17 protein-coding genes are annotated in these 22,364 nt (G+C 58.5%); 4 read left to right on the top strand and 13 right to left on the bottom strand.

Going from position 1 to position 22,364, the window contains the following annotated elements:
• Positions 1 to 330: 330 nt before the first annotated feature.
• The 9 genes from sucD to sdhC form a co-directional block, all read right to left on the bottom strand.
• The gene (gene sucD, locus PSFL_RS03230; RefSeq protein ID WP_057438865.1) at positions 331 to 1,212 is read right to left on the bottom strand and encodes a succinate--CoA ligase subunit alpha; all 882 of its coding nucleotides are present in this window, start codon (positions 1,210 to 1,212) and stop codon (positions 331 to 333) included.
• Complete coding sequence (sucC, locus tag PSFL_RS03225) at positions 1,212 to 2,378, bottom strand: ADP-forming succinate--CoA ligase subunit beta (RefSeq protein ID WP_003233235.1); 1,167 nt, start codon at positions 2,376 to 2,378, stop codon at positions 1,212 to 1,214. The genes sucD and sucC overlap by 1 nt, the downstream gene beginning before the upstream one ends.
• A 202-nt stretch (positions 2,379 to 2,580) precedes the next feature.
• Entirely contained in the window at positions 2,581 to 4,017 is a 1,437-nt protein-coding gene (gene lpdA, locus PSFL_RS03220) for a dihydrolipoyl dehydrogenase (protein WP_397469680.1), read from the bottom strand.
• A gap of 101 nt (positions 4,018 to 4,118) precedes the next feature.
• The gene (gene odhB / locus PSFL_RS03215; RefSeq protein WP_057438862.1) at positions 4,119 to 5,342 is read right to left on the bottom strand and encodes a 2-oxoglutarate dehydrogenase complex dihydrolipoyllysine-residue succinyltransferase; all 1,224 of its coding nucleotides are present in this window, start codon (positions 5,340 to 5,342) and stop codon (positions 4,119 to 4,121) included.
• A 44-nt stretch (positions 5,343 to 5,386) separates the two neighbouring features.
• Positions 5,387 to 8,218: a 2-oxoglutarate dehydrogenase E1 component gene (locus PSFL_RS03210; protein ID WP_057438861.1), complete on the bottom strand. Its 2,832-nt coding sequence runs from the start codon at positions 8,216 to 8,218 to the stop codon at positions 5,387 to 5,389.
• A 260-nt stretch (positions 8,219 to 8,478) separates the two neighbouring features.
• On the bottom strand, positions 8,479 to 9,183 hold the full coding sequence (locus tag PSFL_RS03205; RefSeq protein WP_057438860.1) for a succinate dehydrogenase iron-sulfur subunit: 705 nt from the start codon (positions 9,181 to 9,183) through the stop codon (positions 8,479 to 8,481).
• Positions 9,184 to 9,194: 11 nt separating this feature from the next.
• Positions 9,195 to 10,967 (bottom strand): succinate dehydrogenase flavoprotein subunit, encoded by a 1,773-nt coding sequence (gene sdhA / locus PSFL_RS03200; protein ID WP_029292672.1) that lies wholly within the window; start codon positions 10,965 to 10,967, stop codon positions 9,195 to 9,197.
• Between the two features lie 3 nt (positions 10,968 to 10,970).
• The gene (gene sdhD, locus PSFL_RS03195) at positions 10,971 to 11,339 is read right to left on the bottom strand and encodes a succinate dehydrogenase, hydrophobic membrane anchor protein (RefSeq protein WP_029292670.1); all 369 of its coding nucleotides are present in this window, start codon (positions 11,337 to 11,339) and stop codon (positions 10,971 to 10,973) included.
• Positions 11,333 to 11,707, bottom strand: a complete 375-nt coding sequence (gene sdhC, locus PSFL_RS03190) for a succinate dehydrogenase, cytochrome b556 subunit (protein ID WP_003172804.1) — start codon at positions 11,705 to 11,707, stop codon at positions 11,333 to 11,335. Before sdhC ends, sdhD begins: the two co-directional genes overlap by 7 nt.
• Before the next feature lie 364 nt (positions 11,708 to 12,071).
• Between sdhC and gltA the strand changes: the two genes are divergently transcribed.
• A complete protein-coding gene (gene gltA, locus PSFL_RS03185) occupies positions 12,072 to 13,361 on the top strand; it encodes a citrate synthase (protein WP_003222994.1) in 1,290 nt (429 codons plus the stop codon).
• A gap of 510 nt (positions 13,362 to 13,871) precedes the next feature.
• On the opposite strand, the gene PSFL_RS03180 is transcribed toward gltA, so the two are convergent.
• The 3 genes from PSFL_RS03180 to PSFL_RS03170 all read right to left on the bottom strand — a co-directional run bounded on the left by PSFL_RS03180 (position 13,872) and on the right by PSFL_RS03170 (position 16,955).
• Positions 13,872 to 15,530, bottom strand: coding sequence for a cation acetate symporter (locus PSFL_RS03180; RefSeq protein ID WP_057958982.1), 1,659 nt, complete (start codon positions 15,528 to 15,530; stop codon positions 13,872 to 13,874).
• Entirely contained in the window at positions 15,527 to 15,838 is a 312-nt protein-coding gene (locus PSFL_RS03175; RefSeq protein WP_057438858.1) for a DUF485 domain-containing protein, read from the bottom strand. The genes PSFL_RS03180 and PSFL_RS03175 overlap by 4 nt, the downstream gene beginning before the upstream one ends.
• Before the next feature lie 265 nt (positions 15,839 to 16,103).
• Positions 16,104 to 16,955: a glycine betaine ABC transporter substrate-binding protein gene (locus tag PSFL_RS03170; RefSeq protein ID WP_057438857.1), complete on the bottom strand. Its 852-nt coding sequence runs from the start codon at positions 16,953 to 16,955 to the stop codon at positions 16,104 to 16,106.
• A gap of 273 nt (positions 16,956 to 17,228) precedes the next feature.
• On the opposite strand from PSFL_RS03170, the gene PSFL_RS03165 reads away from it, so the two are divergent.
• Complete coding sequence (locus tag PSFL_RS03165) at positions 17,229 to 18,782, top strand: glycosyl hydrolase family 17 protein (protein WP_057438907.1); 1,554 nt, start codon at positions 17,229 to 17,231, stop codon at positions 18,780 to 18,782.
• A gap of 774 nt (positions 18,783 to 19,556) precedes the next feature.
• Here the strand turns inward: PSFL_RS03165 and PSFL_RS03160 are convergent.
• Positions 19,557 to 19,925, bottom strand: coding sequence for a hypothetical protein (locus PSFL_RS03160; protein WP_057958979.1), 369 nt, complete (start codon positions 19,923 to 19,925; stop codon positions 19,557 to 19,559).
• A gap of 235 nt (positions 19,926 to 20,160) precedes the next feature.
• On the opposite strand from PSFL_RS03160, the gene PSFL_RS03155 reads away from it, so the two are divergent.
• The gene (locus tag PSFL_RS03155) at positions 20,161 to 21,459 is read left to right on the top strand and encodes a serine/threonine protein kinase (RefSeq protein ID WP_057438855.1); all 1,299 of its coding nucleotides are present in this window, start codon (positions 20,161 to 20,163) and stop codon (positions 21,457 to 21,459) included.
• The gene (locus PSFL_RS03150; RefSeq protein ID WP_057958978.1) at positions 21,452 to 22,240 is read left to right on the top strand and encodes a VacJ family lipoprotein; all 789 of its coding nucleotides are present in this window, start codon (positions 21,452 to 21,454) and stop codon (positions 22,238 to 22,240) included. The genes PSFL_RS03155 and PSFL_RS03150 overlap by 8 nt, the downstream gene beginning before the upstream one ends.
• Positions 22,241 to 22,364: the final 124 nt, after the last annotated feature.

The raw sequence follows: 22,364 nt of genomic DNA, 5'->3' as shown, positions 1-22,364 counted from the left end.
GGGAAATACTGCCGGCCCTTATGGGGACCGACCGGTCTAGCACGCGGCTTCCTTTTGGGATGCAGGCGCATAAAGAGGCGGCAAGAGTACCGAATTTGTCTGACAAACGCACTGTTGCGGGGCGGACTGTCCGATAAGCGACACTTTGATGTCGCGTTTTCATACTTAATTTGGCAATGCTGTCCACTGTGGGAGCTGGCTTGCCTGCGATGCAAGCGGCGCGGTGATACAGGCATCGCAGGCAAGCCAGCTCCCATAGTGGATGGCAGAATGCACAAAGGCCACCCGAAGGTGGCCTTTGTGTGGTGAAGCGTCAGTTAAGCGCGAGGCTTACTTGATCGCCCAGCCAGTCAGCTCGGACAAAGCCTTGCCGATGTCTGCCAGCGAACGCACGGTTTTCACGCCTGCGTCTTCCAGGGCAGCAAACTTCTCGTCTGCAGTACCCTTGCCGCCAGAGATGATTGCGCCAGCATGGCCCATGCGCTTGCCCGCAGGGGCAGTCACACCAGCGATGTAGGAAACAACTGGCTTGGTCACGTGTGCCTTGATGTAGGCAGCCGCTTCTTCTTCAGCCGAACCGCCGATCTCACCGATCATCACGATCGCTTCGGTCTTCGGGTCTTCCTGGAACAGTTTCAGGATGTCGATGAAGTTCGAGCCTGGGATCGGGTCACCGCCGATGCCGACGCAAGTCGACTGACCGAAACCGGCGTCAGTGGTCTGCTTCACAGCTTCGTAGGTCAGGGTGCCGGAACGGGAAACGATACCGACTTTGCCTGGCAAGTGAATGTGACCTGGCATGATGCCGATCTTGCATTCGCCTGGAGTGATCACGCCTGGGCAGTTAGGGCCGATCAGGGTAACACCCAGCTCGTCGCACTTAACTTTAGCGTCCAGCATGTCCAGGGTAGGAATGCCTTCGGTGATGCAAACGATCAGCTTGATGCCGCCGAATGCCGCTTCCAGGATGGAGTCTTTGCAGAAAGGAGCTGGAACGTAGATCACGCTGGCGGTGGCGCCAGTTTGAGCTACAGCTTCTTTCACGGTGTTGAACACTGGCAGGCCCAGGTGCTCGGTGCCGCCTTTGCCCGGAGTTACGCCACCAACCATCTTGGTGCCGTATTCGAGGGCTTGCTGGGTGTGGAAGCTACCTTGCGAACCGGTAATACCCTGGCAGATAACTTTGGTGTCTTTATTGATCAGGACGCTCATTATTTGCCCTCCGCAGCTTTGACAACTTGTTGAGCAGCGTCGGTCAGGCTGGTTGCAGCGATGATGTTCAAACCGCTTTCTGCCAGTACTTTAGCGCCCAGTTCAGCGTTGTTGCCTTCAAGGCGTACAACAACCGGGATTTTCACGCCGACTTCTTTCACTGCACCGATGATGCCTTCGGCAATCATGTCGCAACGAACGATGCCGCCGAAGATGTTGACCAGTACTGCAGCGACGTTGGAGTCGGACAGGATGATCTTGAATGCTTCGGTAACGCGTTCTTTGGTAGCACCGCCGCCTACGTCGAGGAAGTTGGCTGGTTTGCCGCCATGCAGGTTGACGATGTCCATGGTACCCATGGCCAGGCCAGCACCGTTGACCATGCAACCGATGTTACCTTCCAGGGCTACGTAGTTCAGTTCGAACTTGGCAGCGTGCGCTTCGCGCGGATCGTCTTGCGACGGATCGTGGAAAGTCTTCAGCTTAGGCTGACGGTACATGGCGTTGGCGTCGATGTTGATCTTGGCGTCGAGGCAATGCAGATCGCCGTCAGCCTTGATCACCAGCGGGTTCACTTCCAGCAGGGCCAGATCGTGATCCTGGAACAGTTTGGCCAGACCTACGAAGATCTTGGCGAACTGGGCAACTTGCTTGCCTTCCAGACCCAGCTGGAAAGCCAGCTCGCGACCCTGGAATGGCTGAGCGCCAACCAGTGGGTCGATAGTGGCTTTCAGAATTTTTTCTGGGGTTTCGTGAGCGATCTTCTCAATGTCCACGCCACCTTCGGTGGAAGCCATGAACACGATGCGACGGCTCGAACGGTCAACGACAGCGCCCAGGTACAGCTCTTTAGCGATATCAGTGCACGATTCAACCAAGATCTTGGTGACTGGCTGGCCATTGGCGTCAGTCTGGTAAGTCACCAGACGCTTGCCCAGCCACTGCTGTGCGAAGGCCTTGGCGTCTTCTTTGCTGCGAACCAGCTTAACGCCGCCCGCTTTACCGCGACCACCAGCGTGGACCTGGGCTTTGACAACCCATTCAGTACCGCCGATTTTGTCGCAAGCTTCTGCTGCTGCTTCCGGGGTGTCTACTGCGTAGCCCTTGGAAACTGGCAGGCCGTACTCAGCGAACAGCTGCTTACCCTGATACTCGTGAAGATTCATGCTTTTTACCGTCTTCGTTAGGTACTGCGCATTCGGCGCTGCGCTCATTATGAGTGCCGCGCCACCTGTGACTGCTGCTTGCCCAGCTCCACCGCCCTAAGGCCGGCAAAGCTGCGCAAGACTGCGTCCAGCGGATATTCCGCGGTGAGTCTTGCGCGCAAGGCTCACGACGGGCAACCGCCGTGGTTTCTTATTATCTTACTTAGCGCTTCTTCTTGTTGGCAATGTGGATGGCATGGCCATTCACTGCCAACGCGGCTTCGTGCAGCGCTTCAGACAGGGTCGGATGGGAGAAAACCATCATGCCGATGTCTTCGGCGCTGGTGCCGAATTCCATACCGATAGCGCCCTGCTGAACCAGCTCTGCTGCGCCTGGGCCAATCACGTGGACACCCAGTACGCGGTCAGTCTTGGCATCAGCGATGACTTTGACAAAGCCGCCAGTGTCGTTCGCTGCCATGGCACGGCCAGAAGCGGCAAACGGGAAGGTGCCGACGTTAACTTCAACGCCTTCAGCTTTCAACTGCTGTTCGTTCTTACCAACCCATGCAATTTCCGGGTGGGTGTAGATGACCGAAGGGATCAGGTCGTAGTTCATCTGGGTCTTGTGACCCTTGATGCGCTCAACCACCATGATGCCTTCTTCGGAAGCCTTGTGCGCGAGCATCATGCCGCGAACCACGTCGCCGATGGCGTAGACGCCAGGTACGGTGGTAGCGCAGTGATCGTCAACATGGACAAAGCCACGCTCGTCGATGGTCACGCCGCTGTCAGCTGCCAGCAGATCACTGGTCACTGGACGGCGACCAACGGCAACGATCAGCTTGTCGAAAGTGATGGTCTGTTCGCCATCCTTGTCGGTGTAGGTCACGACAACTTCTTCGCCGTTGACTTTCGAACCGGTCACGCGAGCGCCCAGCTTGATGTCCAGACCTTGTTTGGTCAGGGTTTTCAGCGCTTCTTTGGACACTGCGGTGTCGGCAGCCAGCAGGAACGTGTCCAGGGCTTCCAGCACGGTCACTTGCGAACCCAGACGGGACCACACCGAACCCAGTTCCAGGCCGATCACGCCAGCGCCGATCACGCCCAGGCGTTTTGGTACCGCTTGGAATTCCAGGGCGCCGGTCGAATCGACGATCACGTTCTGATCAACAGGAGCAGGCGGAATGTCGATTGGACGCGAACCTGGAGCCAGGATCACGTTTTCGGCTTCGATGATTTCAGTCGAACCGTCTGGCTTGGTGATTTCAACTTTCTTGCCGGCCAGCAGCTTGCCGTGACCTTGCAGGGAAGTGACGCCATTGGCCTTGAACAGGGTAGCAACGCCAGAGGTCAGGCCTTTGACGATGTTGGCCTTGCGGCCGACCATTGCTGGCACGTCCATGGTCACGCCAGCGTGGTTGATGCCGTGGATGGCAAAACCGTCCTGGGCTTCGTGGAATTTCCAGGAGCTGTCCAGCAGCGCCTTGGAAGGAATGCAACCGACGTTCAGGCAGGTACCGCCCAGGGCCAGTTTGCCTTCCTTGTCGGTGTATTTTTCGATGCAAGCAGTCGAGAGGCCCAGTTGAGCGGCCTTGATGGCGGCCACGTAGCCGCCAGGGCCCGCACCAATCACTACAACGTCAAATTTCTGAGACATGAAAATAGATCCTCTATTTTAGCGACAAGCTTCAAGCCTCAAGTTGCGAGCCAAGCTGCTCATTCCGGCAGCTTGCAGCTCGCAACCCGAAGCTGCTTCTATCAGATATCCAGGAGCAAGCGAGCCGGGTCTTCCAGCAGATTCTTGATGGTCACCAGGAACGTCACGGCTTCTTTACCGTCGATCAGGCGGTGATCGTAGGACAGTGCCAGGTACATCATCGGACGGATCACGACCTGGCCGTTGATGGCCATCGGACGCTGGATGATGTTGTGCATGCCCAGGATCGCAGCTTGTGGCGGGTTGACGATCGGGGTCGACATCATCGAACCGAAGGTACCACCGTTGGTGATGGTGAAGGTACCGCCGGTCATCTCGTCGATGGTCAGCTTGCCGTCACGGGCTTTCTTGCCGAAGCCGGCGATGCCGCCTTCGATTTCAGCCAGGCTCATCAGTTCGGCGTTACGCAGGACCGGTACTACCAGGCCACGGTCGCTGGACACGGCAACGCCGATGTCAGCATAGCCGTGGTAGACGATGTCGCCGCCGTCGATGGAAGCGTTGACTGCCGGGAAGCGTTTCAGGGCTTCGGTGGCCGCTTTCACGAAGAACGACATGAAGCCCAGGCGCACGCCATTGTGGGACTTCTCGAACAGGTCCTTGTACTTCGAACGCAGGGCCATGACTTCAGTCATGTCGACTTCGTTGAACGTGGTCAGCATGGCCATGTTCGACTGTGCTTCAACCAGGCGCTTGGCCACGGTGGCACGTACGCGAGTCATCGGTACGCGCTTCTCGGTGCGGTCGCCAGCAGCGAATACAGGCGCAGCGGCAGCTGGAGCAGCAGCCTTGGCAGGTGCGGCAGCCGGAGCGTTTTTCTTGGCTTCGACAGCAGCAACCACATCTTCCTTGGTCACACGGCCGTCTTTGCCGGTGCCTTTGATGGAAGCCAGGTTGATGCCGTTTTCTTCAGCCAGCTGACGCGCAGCCGGTGCAGCGATTGGATCTTCACCACCCGCAGCCGGAGCGGCAGCAGCAGGTGCGGCAGCCGGAGCAGCAGCGGCGGCTGGAGCAGCGGCAGCAGCACTGCCCTCTTCGATCGAACCCAGTACCTGGTTGGACAGGACGGTAGCGCCTTCTTCGGCAACGATGGCGCCCAGGACGCCGTCGGCTTCGGCCAACACTTCCAGAACAACCTTGTCGGTCTCGATGTCGACGATCAGGTCGTCACGCTTGACGGCCTCGCCTGGTTTCTTGTGCCAGGTGGCAACGGTGCCATCGGCAACCGATTCCGGGAATGACGGGGCTTTGATTTCGATAGCCATTATCTGTGGGTCCTTAAAATTCGGTTTCAGTCAGCGCGAAGGCGTTAAACAGTGAAAGCATCTTGCAGCAGTTTTTCCTGCTGCTCGGCGTGCATCGACGCATAACCACACGCAGGTGCAGCAGAAGCATCACGGCCGGCATACTCCAGGCTCAGGGCCTTGTTGTGGTTACCGATGCTGCGACGCAGATGATGCTGGCTGCTGTACCACGCGCCCTGGTTCATCGGTTCTTCCTGACACCACACCACGTGGGTGAGGTTGGTGTAAGGCGCGATGGCCTCCATCAGGTCGTCTTCCGGGAACGGGTAAAGCTGCTCGATACGCACGATGGCGATGTCTTCGCGGCCTTCGGCACGACGTTTTTCCAGCAAGTCGTAGTAAACCTTGCCGCTGCACAGGATCAAGCGAGTGACCTTGGCTGCGTCCAGGGTGTCGATTTCCGAAATAACGGTCTGGAACGAACCGTCGGCCAGATCTTCCAGGGTCGAGATGGCCAATTTGTGACGCAACAGCGATTTCGGAGTCAGCACTACCAGCGGCTTGCGCAGCGGGCGGATCACCTGGCGACGCAGCAGGTGGTAGATCTGGGCCGGGGTAGTCGGCACGCACACCTGGATGTTGTGCTCAGCGCACAATTGCAGGTAACGCTCCAGACGGGCCGAGGAGTGCTCCGGACCCTGACCTTCATAACCGTGTGGCAGCAACATGGTCAGACCGCACAGACGGCCCCACTTGTGCTCGCCGCTGGTGATGAACTGGTCGATAACCACCTGGGCACCGTTGGCGAAGTCGCCGAACTGGGCTTCCCAGATCACCAGCGCGTTTGGCGTGGTGGTCGAGTAACCGTATTCGAACGCCAGAACGGCTTCCTCGGACAGGAACGAATCGTACAGGTCGAAACGTGGCTGGCCTTCATACAGGTTCTGCAACGGGATGTAGGTGCCCGCGTCTTTCTGGTTGTGCAATACCGCGTGACGGTGCGAGAACGTACCGCGGCCGATGTCCTGGCCGGTCATGCGGATCGGGTGACCTTCGAACGCCAGGGTCGCGTACGCCATGGTTTCAGCGTAACCCCAGTTGATCGGCAGGCCGCCGGCTTGCATCTTCTGACGGTCTTCGTAGATCTTCGCAACCTGGCGCTGTACGACGAAGCCGTCTGGAATTTCCAGCAGCTTGGCAGACAGTTCCTGCAGGGTTTTCAGATCGAACGAAGTGTCATGACGTGCAGTCCAGGCGTGGCCCAGGTACGGACGCCAGTCCACGAACAGCTCTTTGTTCGGCTCTTTGACCAGGCTTTTTACTACATGCAGACCATTGTCCAGGGCGTTGCGGTATTCGTCGATTTTCGCCTGAACACGCGCGTCATCCAATACACCGGCCTTGGTCAGGCTTTCGGCGTACAGCTCACGGGTGGTGCGCTGCTTGGTGATCTGCTGGTACATCAACGGTTGGGTGCCGCTAGGCTCATCCGCTTCGTTGTGACCGCGACGGCGGTAGCAAACCAGGTCGATGACCACGTCACGCTTGAACTGCATGCGGTAGTCAATGGCCAGTTGGGTCACGAACAATACGGCTTCCGGATCATCCCCATTCACATGGAGGATCGGCGCCTGGATCATCTTGGCAACGTCGGTCGCGTACTCGGTAGAGCGTGCGTCCAGCGGGTTGCTGATGGTGAAACCAACCTGGTTGTTGATAACGATGTGAACCGTGCCGCCGGTCTTGAAGCCGCGAGTCTGCGACATCTGGAACGTTTCCAGGACCACGCCTTGACCGGCGAATGCCGCGTCACCGTGGATGGAAATCGGCAGAACCTTCTCACCGGTGGAGTCGTTGCGACGATCCTGACGAGCACGCACCGAACCCTCGACCACTGGAGAAACGATTTCCAGGTGGGACGGGTTGAACGCCATGGCCAGGTGAACTTCACCGCCGGTGGTCATCACGTTGGACGAGAAGCCCTGGTGGTATTTAACGTCACCGGAACCCAGCTCGACCTTCTTTTTGCCTTCGAACTCGTCGAACAGCTCGCGCGGGTTCTTGCCGAAGGTGTTGACCAACACGTTCAGGCGACCACGGTGAGCCATGCCGATCACGATTTCCTTGGTGCCGTAGGAACCGGAACGCTGGATCATCTCGTCAAGCATCGGAATCAGGCTCTCGCCGCCTTCCAGGCCGAAACGCTTGGTGCCTGGGTATTTGGTGCCCAGGTACTTTTCAAGGCCTTCGGCAGCGGTGACGCGCTCAAGCAGGTGGCTGCGCACATCGGCGGACAGCACCGGACGGCCACGCACGCCTTCCAGGCGATGCTGGAACCAGTGGCGCTGCTCGGAATCGGTGATGTGCGTAAATTCAGCGCCGATGGTGCGGCAATATGTCTGCTGCAACGCTTCGTGAATTTCGCGTAGGCTCGCTTCCTCTTTGCCGATGAACAGGTCGCCGGCACGGAAGGTCGTATCAAGATCGGCATTGGTCAAGCCGTAGTGATTGATCGACAGGTCCGCAGGTGCAGGACGCTGCCACAGCCCCAGCGGATCAAGCTGGGCTGCCTGGTGGCCACGCATACGGTAGGCCTGGATCAGTCGCAGTACTTCAACTTGCTTCTTCTCGTGCTCACTGCTCACGCTTCCGGCGGAAACCGGCTGGGCGCGGCGCTGGTTCTTTGCCAGCAGCACAAATTGATCGCGAATTGTTGCATGCGATACATCGGTGGCAGCGTTGCCGTCTGAAGACAACGTCTGAAATTTGGTGCGCCATTCTTCTGGCACAGCGTTAGGGTCGTGCAGGTAGAGCTCATAAAGCTCTTCCACATAGGCAGCGTTACCACCTGAAAGATAGCCGCTGTTCCACATGCGCTGCATCACGCTTTCTTGCATGCTTGGTCACCCTCGATTTGGGGACACCACCGGCGAAAACACCGAGTTTGCTTGCAAAAGGCCAAGTGCAGCGACCAAAACAAGCCACTTAGGATCACGCTGATAGTTCGGGTACCAACCCGAATGCCCCTGCTTGTCTCATTTCTTCAAAATAAGAGCCGCGGCTTTGTAAGTCGCTGCTCAAGTTAAAACTACGGCGCCGGTTGAAGCCTGCGCCGTAGCATTTACGGGCACAACGGTCCTGCTTTTACTACAACGTCTTACACGCCGCTTTGCAGCAGCATGTTACGGATGTGACCAATGGCCTTAGTCGGGTTCAGGCCTTTGGGACATACGTTGACGCAGTTCATGATCCCGCGGCAGCGGAATACGCTGAACGGGTCATCCAGTGAAGCCAGACGCTCGGCCGTCTTGGTGTCACGGCTGTCTGCCAGGAAGCGATAGGCTTGCAGCAGTGCAGCTGGACCCAGGAACTTGTCCGGGTTCCACCAGAAGGACGGGCAAGAGGTCGAGCAGCAAGCGCACAGGATGCACTCGTACAGACCGTCGAGCTTTTCGCGCTCTTCCGGGGACTGCAGACGCTCGATGGCCGGAGCCGGCGTGTCGTTCTGCAGGAATGGCTTAACCTTTTCGTATTGCTTGTAGAAGATGCTCATATCGACGACCAGGTCACGGATAACCGGCAAACCTGGCAGCGGACGTACAACAAGCTTGTTCTTCTTGACCACGGCCGACAGCGGCGTGACGCAAGCCAGGCCGTTTTTGCCGTTGATGTTCATGCCGTCGGAGCCGCAGACACCTTCACGGCAAGAGCGACGATAGGAGAAACCCTCGTCCTGCTCTTTGATCAGGGCCAGCACATCCAGCACCATCAGGTCTTTACCACCGGTATCGACCTCAAATTCCTGCATGAACGGCGCAGCGTCCTGATCAGGGTTGTAGCGATAAACACTGACTTTCAACATGGCAGCCACCCTTAGTAAGTCCGAATCTTCGGTTCAAACGTCGGAACCGTCTTCGGCGAGAAGTTCACGGCACGCTTGGTTACGCGCTTGTCACCCGGGAAGTACAGGGTGTGGCACAACCAGTTTTCGTCATCGCGATCTTCAAAGTCTTCACGAGCGTGAGCACCACGGGATTCTTTACGAACCTCGGCGGCAATCGCAGTCGCTTCAGCCACTTCCAGCAGGTTTTGCAGTTCAAGGGCTTCGATACGAGCGGTGTTGAACGCCTGGCTCTTATCGTTGATCTTGACGTTGGCAATCCGCTTGCGCAGGTCTGCCAGCTGGGTAATACCCTTCTGCATGTATTCGCCAGTACGGAATACACCGAAGTAGTTCTGCATGCAGCTTTGCAGCTCGCGACGCAGGGTTGCTACGTCTTCGCCATCAGTACGCTCGTTCAGAGCATTCAGGCGTGCCAGGGCAGCCTCGATGTTGGCGTCGGTCGCGTCATCGTATTCGATGCCGTCGGTCAGGGCTTTTTCCAGGTGCAGGCCGGCAGCGCGGCCGAATACCACCAGGTCGAGCAGCGAGTTGCCGCCCAGACGGTTGGCACCGTGAACCGATACGCAAGCCACTTCGCCTACCGCGAACAGACCATGAATGATCTCGTCCACGCCTTCGGCGTTCTGGGTGATCGCCTGGCCATGAATGTTGGTCGGCACGCCGCCCATCATATAGTGGCAAGTTGGAACTACTGGTACTGGAGCAACCACCGGGTCGACGTGTGCGAAGGTCTTGGACAGTTCGCAGATACCTGGCAGGCGGCTGTGCAGCACTTCTTCGCCCAGGTGATCGAGCTTCAGCATCACGTGGTCGCCGTTCGGGCCGCAACCGTTGCCGGCGATGATTTCTTTAACCATCGAACGGGCAACCACGTCACGACCGGCAAGGTCCTTGGCGTTCGGAGCATAACGCTCCATGAAACGCTCGCCGTGCTTGTTGATCAGGTAACCGCCTTCACCACGGCAACCTTCTGTAACCAGTACACCGGCGCCGGCGATGCCGGTTGGGTGGAACTGCCACATTTCGATGTCTTGTACCGGCACGCCTGCACGCAGGGCCATGCCAACGCCGTCACCGGTGTTGATCAGGGCGTTGGTGGTCGAAGCGTAGATACGACCTGCACCGCCCGTCGCCAGCACGGTAGCCTTGGCGCGGATGTAGGTGGTTTCACCGGTTTCGATGCAGATAGCGATCACGCCGACGAATGCGCCGTCCTGGTTCTTCACCAGGTCAACCGCGTAGTACTCGTTCAGGAACGTGGTGCCGGCTTTCAGGTTGCCCTGATAAAGAGTGTGCAGCAGTGCATGACCGGTACGGTCGGATGCCGCGCAGGTACGGGCAGCCTGGCCGCCTTTACCGTAATCCTTCGACTGGCCGCCGAATGGACGCTGGTAGATACGACCCTGTTCGGTACGGGAGAACGGCAGACCCATGTGGTCCAGCTCGAACACCGCAGCCGGGCCTTCCTGACACATGTACTCGATAGCGTCCTGGTCGCCGATATAGTCGGAACCCTTGACGGTATCGTACATGTGCCAGCGCCAGTCATCGTTCGGATCCGCAGAAGCGATGGCGCAGGTGATGCCACCCTGGGCCGATACGGTGTGGGAACGGGTCGGGAACACCTTGGTGATCACGGCAGTCTTGTGACCGCCCTGGGCCAGCTGCAGTGCAGCGCGCATGCCGGCGCCGCCGCCACCAATAATGATGGCGTCAAAAGAAATCGTTGGAATGTTAGCCATGAATCAGATACCCCAGAGAATCTGCACACCCCAGACGAAGTAAGCGAACATCGCGACGCCGCATACTGCCTGGAAAAGGAAACGTACTGCAGTCGCGGACTTGCCCAGCGCCATCGGCGTCAGGTAGTCGGTCGCGATGGTCCACATGCCGACCCAGGCGTGAGCGCCCAGGGCCACAAGGGCGAGCAGACTGAAGATACGCATCCCGTTGTGGGAGAACAGACCGTGCCATTGGGCGTAGCCAATGCCAGGGTTTGCAACGAGGTACCCGATCAGGAAAATGAAATAAGCCGCGAGAACGACCGCAGACACACGCTGCGCCATCCAGTCATAGAGGCCTGAACGCGATAGGTTCGTAACGCTGGTTACCATATCCAAACTCCTGCCAGAACGATCAGCACCACGGAAATGGCGATGATGATTTTCGAGCCCAGGCGGCCGCCTTCCAGCGTCTCACCGATGCCCATATCCATGATCAAGTGGCGCACACCGGCTACCAGGTGATACAGCAGAGCGGACAGGAGGCCCCATGCTACGAACTTGGCCAGCGGGCTGGTCAAGCATGCCTTCACCTCGGCGTATCCTTCCTCGGAACCCAGGGATTTGCTCAATGCATAAAGCATGATGCCCAAGCCCAGGAACAGGATGATGCCGGAAACACGGTGCAGGAACGACGTAACGCCGGTGATGGGGAGTTTGATGGTCCTTAGGTCTAGGTTTACAGGTCGTTGGCTATTCACGGCTTTTTTTCACACTGAAGAGCCCCTAACAATCAGGGCAAAGTTGTTGGGGAGTGCACTGGTCAGGTAAGCACCACCCAGGGAGTGCGACCCCCAATGAAAGCAAGCCCAAAAGCCCTTGGCGGTCGGTGGCCGAGTATAGACAGTTAGGCTACTAATGACAACGCGCACTCCTCACCCTAATAGCTGATTGCGCTGACGGGATAAAAGGCGTAAACGGCAGGCAATTTCGAGGAAAAAGTACGGTTAAAGCCTTCTGGAGCAAGACTTTAGGCAAATTGACATCTGGATTTATATCAATATAGTGGTGCGGGCCCTGCGTGGGGGGTCTGTCTGATGATTTGAAGCATAAATAGGAGGCCACATGGCTGACAAAAAAGCGCAGTTGATCATCGAGGGCGCAGCCCCCGTCGAGCTGCCCATTTTAACCGGCACCGTTGGTCCCGATGTTATCGACGTACGGGGCCTGACGGCCACGGGCCGTTTCACTTTCGACCCAGGCTTCATGTCGACCGCTTCTTGCGAGTCGAAGATTACCTATATCGACGGCGATAATGGCATTCTGCTACATCGCGGCTACCCGATCGAACAACTGGCCGAGAAATCGGACTACCTGGAAACCTGCTACCTGCTGCTAAATGGCGAATTGCCAACAGCCGAGCAAAAGGCCCAGTTTGTCAGCACCGTGAAGAACCACACCATGGTTCACGAGCAGTTGAAGACCTTCTTCAACGGCTTCCGTCGCGACGCCCACCCAATGGCCGTCATGTGCGGTGTAGTCGGCGCCCTGTCGGCCTTCTATCACGACTCCCTGGACATCAATAACCCGCAGCATCGCGAAATCTCCGCGATCCGCCTGGTTGCCAAGATGCCCACCCTGGCCGCAATGGTTTACAAGTACTCCATGGGCCAGCCCATGATGTACCCGCGCAACGACCTGACGTACGCGGAAAACTTCCTGCACATGATGTTCAACACCCCGTGCGAGATCAAACCGATCAGCCCGGTGCTGGCCAAGGCCATGGACCGGATCTTCATCCTCCATGCCGACCACGAACAGAACGCCTCGACGTCCACCGTGCGCCTGGCGGGCTCCTCGGGTGCCAATCCGTTCGCCTGTATCGCCGCGGGCATCGCTGCACTGTGGGGCCCTGCCCACGGCGGTGCGAACGAAGCCGTATTGACCATGCTCGATGAAATCGGCGATGTGTCCAACATCGACAAGTTCATCGCCAAGGCCAAGGACAAGAACGATCCGTTCAAGCTGATGGGCTTCGGTCACCGGGTCTACAAGAACCGCGACCCGCGCGCCACCGTCATGAAGCAGACCTGCGACGAAGTGTTGAAGGAACTGGGCATCAACAACGATCCGCAACTCGAACTGGCCATGCGCCTGGAAGAGATCGCGCTGACCGACCCGTACTTCATCGAACGCTCGCTGTACCCGAACGTCGACTTCTACTCGGGGATCATCCTCAAGGCGATCGGCATTCCAACCAGCATGTTCACCGTGATCTTCGCCCTGGCGCGGACCGTGGGCTGGATCTCCCACTGGAAAGAAATGCTCTCCAGCCCGTACAAGATTGGCCGCCCGCGCCAGCTGTACACCGGCTACGAGTCGCGTGACATTACCAAGCTGGAAGACCGCAAGTAAGCATTCAACTGCTTAGCTGCATTGAGAACGGCCTCCCTTAGTGGAGGCCGTTTTGTTTGTGCTGCCTGACATACTGCTTTCGCGAGCAAGCCCACAGTTGACCGCATTTCAAAGGATGAACGCGGTCAACTGTGGGCTTGCTCGCGAAGGCAATAGCGCAGGCAACACAGAACCCCAGGCAAAAAAAACCGGCCTTTCGACCAGGGCATTTCTTACTGAGCTACAACCTAAGTGGTTGACCGCCCCGCTCGCCCCAGGCCAGTCTGCGAACGCACAAACTGCGGGAAGCGCTTTCACTGCCGCCACCGACTTATCGGTGATGGAGAAGAGCCAGTGATCATCCAGAACAGCGCCGGGTACTCCCACAGCTGACCGCATCGCCCGGGCGCACATCGTTCAACTGTGGGAGCCGGGCTTGCCCGCGATGAGGCCGACCCAAACACTACAAATCATCCAGCCAAAAAAATGCCCCGGCCTTTCGACCGGGGCATTTCTTATTGAGCTACAACCTTAGTGGTTGACCGCCCCGCTCGCCCCCAGGCCAGTCTGCGAACGCACAAACTGCGGGAAGTACAGCGCCCGTTCTTTCACTGCCGCCGCCGACTTGTCGGTGATGGAGAAGAACCAGATACCCACGAACGCGATGATCATCGAGAACAGCGCCGGGTACTCGTACGGGAAGATCGCTTTTTCATGGTGCAGGATCGAGACCCAGATGGTCGGGCCCAGGACCATCAGGCCAACCGCACTGACCAGACCCAGCCAGCCACCAATCATCGCGCCACGGGTGGTGAGGTTTTTCCAGTACATGGAAAGCAGCAGCACCGGGAAGTTACAGCTGGCAGCAATGGAGAACGCCAGGCCGACCATGAACGCGATGTTCTGGCTTTCAAACAGGATACCCAGACCAATCGCCAGCACTGCCAGGGCGATGGTGGTGATCTTCGACACGCGAATCTCATCCTTCTCGTTGGCCTTGCCTTTCTTGATCACGCTGGCATACAGGTCATGGGACACCGCCGAAGCACCGGCCAGGGTCAAACCGGCAACCACCGCGAGGATGGTGGCAAACGCCACGGCCGAGATGAAGCCCAGGAAGATACTGCCGCCCACCGCGTTGGCCAGGTGCACCGCCGCCATGTTGTTACCACCCAACAGAGCGCCTGCTGCATCCTTGAACGCCGGGTTGGTGCTGACCAGCAGAATCGCGCCGAAGCCGATGATAAAGGTCAGGATGTAGAAGTAGCCGATAAAGCCAGTGGCATACAGCACGCTCTTGCGGGCTTCTTTAGCGTCACTCACGGTGAAGAAACGCATCAGGATGTGTGGCAGGCCAGCTGTACCGAACATCAGGGCCAGGCCCAGGGAGAACGCCGAGATCGGGTCTTTTACCAGGCCGCCAGGGCTCATGATCGCCTCACCTTTAGGGTGAACCTTGATCGCCTCGGAGAACAGCAGGTTGAAGTCGAAGTTGACGTGCTTCATCACCATCAGTGCCATGAACGAAGCACCGGACAGCAGCAGCACTGCCTTGATGATCTGTACCCAGGTGGTCGCCAGCATGCCGCCGAACAACACATAGAGGCACATCAGGATACCCACCAGGATCACCGCAACATGGTAATCAAGGCCGAACAGCAGCTGGATCAGCTTGCCGGCGCCGACCATCTGCGCAATCAGGTAGAACGCCACCACCACCAGCGAACCACAAGCCGACAGGCTGCGGATCTGGGTTTGCCCGAGGCGATAGGACGCTACGTCGGCAAACGTGTACTTGCCCAGGTTACGCAGGCGCTCGGCGATCAGGAACAGAATGATCGGCCAGCCCACCAGGAAGCCGATCGAGTAGATCAGGCCATCGTAGCCAGAGGTGAACACCAGTGCGGAAATCCCCAGGAAGGACGCCGCCGACATGTAGTCGCCGGCAATCGCCAGGCCGTTCTGGAAACCGGTGATCTTGCCGCCAGCGGCATAGTAGTCAGCCGCCGAGTTGTTACGCTTGGACGCCCAGTAGGTGATGCACAATGTTGCGCCGACAAAGGCGACAAACATCAGGATCGCCGCAACGTTCAACGGTTGCTTGTGCACTTCACCGGTCAATGCGTCCGCCGCCCAAACGGCAGGAGCAAAAAGCGAAGCGCCGAATACAGCCAATAGACGACGGATCATTGCGCAGCCTCCTTGAGAATCGCATTGTTCAGGTCGTCGAATTCGCCATTGGCGCGTCGCACGTAGATGCCTGTGAGCACAAAGGCCGAGACAATCAGCCCAACCCCAATCGGGATCCCCCAGGTGATGGACGACTCAGGGCTGATCTTGGCCCCCAAGACTTGTGGCCCATAAGCAATCAACAGGATGAATCCGGAATACAGCCCGAGCATGATCGCCGAGAGAATCCAGGCGAACCTTTCCCTTTTTCTCACCAGCTCCTTGAAGCGCGGGCTGTTTTGAATCGAGAGGTAAATGCTGTCGTTCATTGTTTTTATCCTCGCAGCACAGCTTTTTTATTATTGGAACATATCCACTGTATGCGGCTGCGGGAGAGGTTCCAGACGACCTTAGTCTTAGAACCAGTGTAGCGAGGGTTTGGGAGGTGACAGAAACAATTGCGGGAGTGAGCTTATGTGAGAGCGGGCTTGCCCGCGATGGCGGTGAATCAGTCAGGTATCCATCAACTGACACACCGCAATCGCGGGCAAGCCCGCTCCCACACAAGGCACACCACCAATACTTTTCAGGGGATCAAGGAGCGGTCCACTCAGCCACACGCTCAGGGTGCTTGGCCACCCAATCCTTGGCCGCCGCATCTGGCTTGGCACCTTCCTGGATAGCGAGCATTACTTCGCCGATTTCATCCTTGGAGGCCCACTGGAATTTCTTCAGGAACGCCGCGACTTCCGGGGCTTTCTTTTCCAGGCCCTTGCTGCCGATGCTATTGACCGTCTCGGCGGCGCCATAGATGCCTTTTGGATCGTCAAGGAAACGCAGCTTCCACTTGGCGAACATCCAGTGTGGCACCCAGCCGGTCACCGCAATGGAATCCTGCTTGTCTTCGGCACGGGTCAACTCAGCGATCATTGCCGCCCCGGAACTGGCCTGCAGCTTATAGTCCAGGCCATATTGCTTGATGGCTTCGTCAGTCTTGAGCATCACGCCTGAACCGGCATCAATGCCAACGATCTTGTTCTTGAAGGTGGTGTCGGTCTTCAAGTCCTCGATGGACTTGGCCTTGACGTACTCCGGCACGATCAAACCGATCTTCGCATCCTTGAAGTTGGGGCCGTAGTCGACCACTTTGTCCTTGTTCTTGGTCCAATACTCACCGTGGGTGACAGGCAGCCAGGCCGAAAGCATGGCATCCAGCTTGCCGGTGGCCACGCCCTGCCACATGATCCCGGTGGCAACCGCCTGCAGTTTCACGTCATAGCCGAGTTTTTGCTTGATCACTTCAGCCGCCACGTGGGTGGTGGCGACACTGTCCGACCAGCCGTCCACATAACCGAGGCTCAGGGTCTTGCTGTCGGCGCTGGCCAGTGTGGAACTCATCGCAACTACCAAGGTGGCAGCTGCGCCCAAGAGTCGTCGCATCTTCATAGTGCTTCCCCGAAAGTGCTGCGCCCGACGGATGCCGAGCGACGTCAACCTGTTGTCATGTGGTGCCGTTCGATCATCAACCTGCTGAACCTGTGGACCTGCTCTGACTACGACCTCAGCGGAGCAAGAAACGACATCACAACGCCAGCAGGAAAATTCCTAGGACGCAGCGTCAAAATCCCGCCCGAACTTTGCATGTCAAAATTATGCGGCCCCCCTGAAAACCGGCAAATGCAGGTAAGATGCGCGGCTTTGTTCCCATACGGCCTGACCATGACCGCGACTGCCCGCTTCCCCTTCATGCCTTATGTATTTGCCTTGCTGCTCGGCCTGTTCGCGCTGGGCGGCTACTGGTATGGCCTCGGCCAGCCAGTTGTGCTGCCGGACGTCGCCAGCGCCAGCCACAAGTTGCAATGCGCGTCCTACACGCCCTTCGACAAGGACCAGTCACCGTTCGACCAGCCGTTCAAACTGCGCCCCGAGCGCATGGACGCCGACCTGGCATTGCTGGCCACGCGCTTTGAGTGCATCCGCACCTACTCCATGACCGGCCTCGAAGCCCTGCCGGATCTGGCGCGCAAACACGGCCTGAAGTTGATGATCGGTGCCTGGATCAACAGCAACCCGGTGGACAACGCCAAGGAGGTCGACCTGCTGATCGCCTCGGCCAACGCCAACCCTGACGTGGTCACGTCGGTGATCGTCGGCAACGAAGCCCTGTTGCGCAAGGAAATCACCGCCACGCAGTTGGTGAAGCTGATCGAAAAGGTCAAAAGCCAGATCCAGCAGCCGGTCACCTATGCCGATGTCTGGGAGTTCTGGCTGCAACACCCGGAAATTGCCCCGGCGGTGGATTTCCTGACCATTCACTTGTTGCCGTATTGGGAAGATGACCCGGCGGGGATCGACCAGGCTCTGCGCCATGTCGGCGATATTCGCCAGACCTTCGGCAACCGCTTCGCCCCCAAGGACGTGATGATTGGCGAAACCGGCTGGCCCAGCGAAGGCCGCCAGCGGGAAACCGCAGTGCCGAGCCGGGTCAACGAAGCCAAGTTCATTCGCGGTTTTGTCGCCATGGCCGAAGCCAATGGCTGGCATTACAACCTGATCGAAGCCTTTGACCAGCCGTGGAAACGCGCCAGCGAAGGGGCGGTCGGCGGTTACTGGGGGCTGTTTGATGCCGATCGCCAGGACAAGGGCATCCTGGCCGGCCCGGTCACCAATGTGCCGTACTGGCCGCTGTGGCTGGGCGTTGGCGGGCTGATCCTACTGGGCACCCTGGTGCTCGGCGGGCGTGTGCGCAGTACCCGCGCCGCGTTGTTGCTGCCATTGCTGGGCGCGGTGGCGGCGGGCTCGATTGGCAGCTGGGCCGAACTGACCCGAGTGACCGCGCGCTTCACTGATGAATGGATCTGGGCCGGGCTGTTGCTGGCCCTGAACCTGTTGGTGCTCGCCCATGGGGCCCTGGCCTTGAGCGCTCGCCAGGGTTGGCGCGCACGGGCCTACGCCTGGCTGGAGCAGCGCGCTGGCTGGTTGATTGCATTCGCAGGGTTCGCCACGGCGGTAATGATGCTGGCACTGGTGTTCGACCCACGCTACCGCAGCTTCCCCACTGCCGCCCTGCTGCTGCCGGCGCTGGTCTACCTGCTGCGCCCGGTCAGGGGGCCACGCCGGGAAATGGCCCTGCTGACCTTCATCATCGGCGCCGGCATTGCACCGCAGCTGTACCGCGAAGGCTTGATGAACCAGCAGGCCCTGGGTTGGGCGCTGGTCAGTGTGTTGATGGTTGCAGCCTTGTGGCGTTGCCTGCGGGTGCGCAATCCCTGAGATCGCTATCGCACCGCTCCCACATTTTGATTTGTGAATACATTCAAATGTGGGAGCGGGTTTGCCTGCGATGAGCATAGGTATCTACACAACTCTTTAGCTTATTGGGTTTGTGTACATATCCGTTGCTGCGGTCACGGCCACTTAGGGTTCCGCCCTGACGGCGGCTCACTTTGGAGAAGCGCCAAAGTAAGCAAAACGCTCTTGCCCCACCACTCGGTGCCTCGCCTAGGCTCGGCATGCCCACAGTCAGGCATTGCTCCGTGGGCCCGCCGCGATCGGCCATCCATGGCCGTGTCGCGGCTACCCCGGCATCCATGCCGGGGTGCCCACTGCGCAATACCTGCCTGCGGCCAGCGTGGTTTAACGGGGCGCCTAAGATCAAGATCAAAAGCCAGATCAAAAGCAGAGCAACAACAAAGCCAGAGCGCGAAGCTGCATTCCCTGTGGGAGCTGGCTTGCCTGCGATGACGGTGTCTCAGCCAATACATTTATCGACTGATACACCGCCATCGCAGCGATGCGGCGACCCGACAAGCCAGCTCCTACAGGGAGACCGCGCACGCCTCGACGATCAGGTCGGCTGTCGGGCCGCCTCGCTTTGCTTGTGATTTTGATCTTAGGCGCCCCGTTAAACCACGCGGGCCGTCGGCTTTTCCAAAGTGAGCCGCCGTCAGGGCGGCCCCCTGAGTGGCCATGACCCCAGCATCGGATATGTACACAAACCCAATAAGCTAAAGAGTTGTGTAGATACCTATGCTGCGATTGGCCCTATCAGGCAGCCCGAGGCGCCCTGACCAACCGCAACCCGGCAATCACCAAGGCAAACACCGCAAAATTGGTGTTGTACAACGCCAATGCCGGAATCCCGAACGCCAGGCCCAACACCGCCAAACCCCAACCGGCACGGCCTGGCAGTACAAACGCCAGCACCGAGGTGACCAGCGCCGCCCAGCCCATGACCTTGAAGTGGATCATCAAACCCAGGTTCGCCCGTAACTGGCACTCCCAGCGGCTGGCATCGTCAACGCAGATGCCCACCCACTGCCCGTCCTCCATAAACCCATAACGGGCGCCATAACTGGCAGCCAGCCATAACGGCAAGGCCAACAGCAGCAGGATCAGCGGCAAACGACGGGACATAAGGGCACTCCGATAGATGAAAACGGCGCCCAGCTTAATCTCCCCTGGGCCATTGGCAAGGGTTGCGCACAGATAACTATTCATCAAAGCGTGCCAAAGTGTATCGTCTGCACACTATTACCTCGATTCCTATGTTTTTTCCGATATTAAGTGCCGATGGCTGGCACTTCGGCGATAACGCGGTGGTCATAGCCTGCGAACTTCATTAAGCACGTTTCCTCTTAGGGATTTAGTCATGCTCCGTTCCTTGCGCTGCGCTGCCCTGTTGGGTGGCCTTTTTTTGAGTGCGTCAGCACTGGCGGTCGACGTCGACCCGGCCAGCTATGGCTATCCTTTGACCAACCCGTTCGAAGCGACCATCGCCACAACGCCACCGGACTTGCGGCCGGATTTGCCATCCATTGATGACATCAACCAATCCGACTACAACCTGAACATGCGCCCGGAGCGTGAATTCAGCCTGCCCGACAACTTCTGGGCGGTGAAGAAGCTCACCTACCGCATTGCCAAACAGGATCGCGCCGCGCCACTGATCTTCCTGATCGCCGGCACCGGTGCGCGTTTTGACAGCTCTCTCAACGAATACCTGAAAAAGCTGTACTACAAGGCCGGCTACCATGTCGTCCAACTGTCGTCGCCCACCAGCTTCGACTTCATCAGCGCCGCCTCGCGCTTTGCCACACCTGGCATCACCCAGGAAGACGCCGAAGACATGTACCGCGTGATGCAGGCCGTGCGCGCACAAAACGCCACGCTGCCGGTCACCGACTTCTACCTCACCGGCTACAGCCTGGGGGCGCTGGACGCGGCGTTCGTCGCCAAACTGGACGAGACACGACGCAGCTTCAACTTCAAGAAAGTGCTGCTGCTGAACCCGCCGGTCAACCTCTATACCTCCATCACCAACCTCGACAAGCTGGTGCAGACCGAGGTCAAGGGCATCAACAACAGCACCACCTTCTATGAGCTGGTGTTGAACAAGCTGACCCGCTACTTCCAGCAAAAGGGCTATATCGACATGAACGATGCCCTGCTCTACGACTTCCAGAACTCCAAGGAGCACCTGACCAACGAGCAGATGGCGATGCTGATCGGCACCTCGTTCCGCTTCTCGGCGGCCGATATCGCCTTTACCTCGGACCTGATCAACCGTCGCGGCCTGATCATCCCGCCCAAATACCCGATCACCGAAAGCACCAGCCTCACGCCGTTCCTCAAGCGTGCGCTGCAGTGTGATTTCGACTGCTACCTGACCGAACAAGTGATCCCGATGTGGCGCGCCCGCTCCGACGGCGGCAGCCTGCTGCAACTGATCGACCAGGTGAGCCTGTACGCCCTTGAGGATTACCTGCGTGACAGCCCGAAAATCGCCGTGATGCACAACGCCGACGACGTGATCCTCGGCCCTGGCGACCTGGGCTTCTTGCGCAAGACCTTCGGCGATCGCTTGACCGTCTACCCGCTGGGCGGCCACTGCGGCAACCTCAATTACCGCGTCAACGCCGACGCCATGCTGGAGTTTTTCCGTGGCTAAACATCTCCTGCTTCTTGCCGCCTTACTCTGTGCAGGCGTTGCCAACGCGGACAATAGCAAGGCTCATGCACCGACCGTGATCGACCAGGATGGCTTCAAGGAGCCCTTGAGCAAGCTCAAGTTCAACCCTGGCCTGGATCAGCGTGAGTTCGAGCGCTCGACCCTCAACGCCCTCAACGTCTATGACCCGCTGGAGTCGTGGAACCGTCGGGTGTACCACTTCAACTACCGCTTCGACCAATGGGTATTCCTGCCCGTGGTCGACGGCTATCGCTACGTCACCCCCAGCTTCCTGCGCACCGGCGTCAGCAACTTCTTCAACAACCTGGGCGACGTGCCCAACCTGATGAACAGCCTGCTGCAACTCAAGGGCCACCGCTCCCTTGAGACCACCGGCCGCCTGTTGGTCAACACCACTATCGGCATCGCCGGACTGTGGGACCCAGCCACCGCCATGGGCCTGCCGCGCCAGAGCGAAGACTTCGGCCAGACCCTGGGCTTCTACGGCGTACCGGGCGGGGCTTACCTGATCCTGCCGATCCTCGGCCCATCGAACCTGCGCGACACCGGTGGCCTGCTCGTCGACTACACCGCCGAATCGCAGATCAACTACCTCAACGTGTCCGAAGTCAGCTCCAACCACCCGGAAATCTGGGCCCTGCGCGCAGTAGACAAGCGCTACCAGACCAGCTTTCGCTACGGCCAGATGAACTCGCCGTTCGAGTATGAAAAAGTGCGGTATGTGTATACCGAGTCGCGCAAGTTGCAGATTGCCGAATAACGTTACCCAGCGTACAAAAAGGCCATCGAAACGCTCGATGGCCTTTTTTTTCGGCTGTCAGCAGCCCACCCCTCGGAACCAGTTCGTACACCCATGCCACTTAAAGTCCAGGCCCCCATGCAGA

Origin of the sequence: Pseudomonas sp. DD1 (assembly GCF_044510355.1) — a bacterium.
GTDB classification, from domain to species: domain Bacteria; phylum Pseudomonadota; class Gammaproteobacteria; order Pseudomonadales; family Pseudomonadaceae; genus Aquipseudomonas; species Aquipseudomonas shahriarae.
Note: the sequence above shows the minus strand (reverse complement) of the source record. Positions and strands in the feature narration are given on the sequence as shown.

Coding starts and splice junctions, on each gene's coding strand:
- sucD (WP_057438865.1), bottom strand. CDS start 1,212: ATGAGCGTCCTGATCAATAAAGACACCAAAGTTATCTGCCAGGGTATT.
- sucC (WP_003233235.1), bottom strand. CDS start 2,378: ATGAATCTTCACGAGTATCAGGGTAAGCAGCTGTTCGCTGAGTACGGC.
- lpdA (WP_397469680.1), bottom strand. CDS start 4,017: ATGTCTCAGAAATTTGACGTTGTAGTGATTGGTGCGGGCCCTGGCGGC.
- odhB (WP_057438862.1), bottom strand. CDS start 5,342: ATGGCTATCGAAATCAAAGCCCCGTCATTCCCGGAATCGGTTGCCGAT.
- PSFL_RS03210 (WP_057438861.1), bottom strand. CDS start 8,218: ATGCAAGAAAGCGTGATGCAGCGCATGTGGAACAGCGGCTATCTTTCA.
- PSFL_RS03205 (WP_057438860.1), bottom strand. CDS start 9,183: ATGTTGAAAGTCAGTGTTTATCGCTACAACCCTGATCAGGACGCTGCG.
- sdhA (WP_029292672.1), bottom strand. CDS start 10,967: ATGGCTAACATTCCAACGATTTCTTTTGACGCCATCATTATTGGTGGC.
- sdhD (WP_029292670.1), bottom strand. CDS start 11,339: ATGGTAACCAGCGTTACGAACCTATCGCGTTCAGGCCTCTATGACTGG.
- gltA (WP_003222994.1), top strand. CDS start 12,072: ATGGCTGACAAAAAAGCGCAGTTGATCATCGAGGGCGCAGCCCCCGTC.
- PSFL_RS03180 (WP_057958982.1), bottom strand. CDS start 15,530: ATGATCCGTCGTCTATTGGCTGTATTCGGCGCTTCGCTTTTTGCTCCT.
- PSFL_RS03175 (WP_057438858.1), bottom strand. CDS start 15,838: ATGAACGACAGCATTTACCTCTCGATTCAAAACAGCCCGCGCTTCAAG.
- PSFL_RS03170 (WP_057438857.1), bottom strand. CDS start 16,955: ATGAAGATGCGACGACTCTTGGGCGCAGCTGCCACCTTGGTAGTTGCG.
- PSFL_RS03165 (WP_057438907.1), top strand. CDS start 17,229: ATGACCGCGACTGCCCGCTTCCCCTTCATGCCTTATGTATTTGCCTTG.
- PSFL_RS03160 (WP_057958979.1), bottom strand. CDS start 19,925: ATGTCCCGTCGTTTGCCGCTGATCCTGCTGCTGTTGGCCTTGCCGTTA.
- PSFL_RS03155 (WP_057438855.1), top strand. CDS start 20,161: ATGCTCCGTTCCTTGCGCTGCGCTGCCCTGTTGGGTGGCCTTTTTTTG.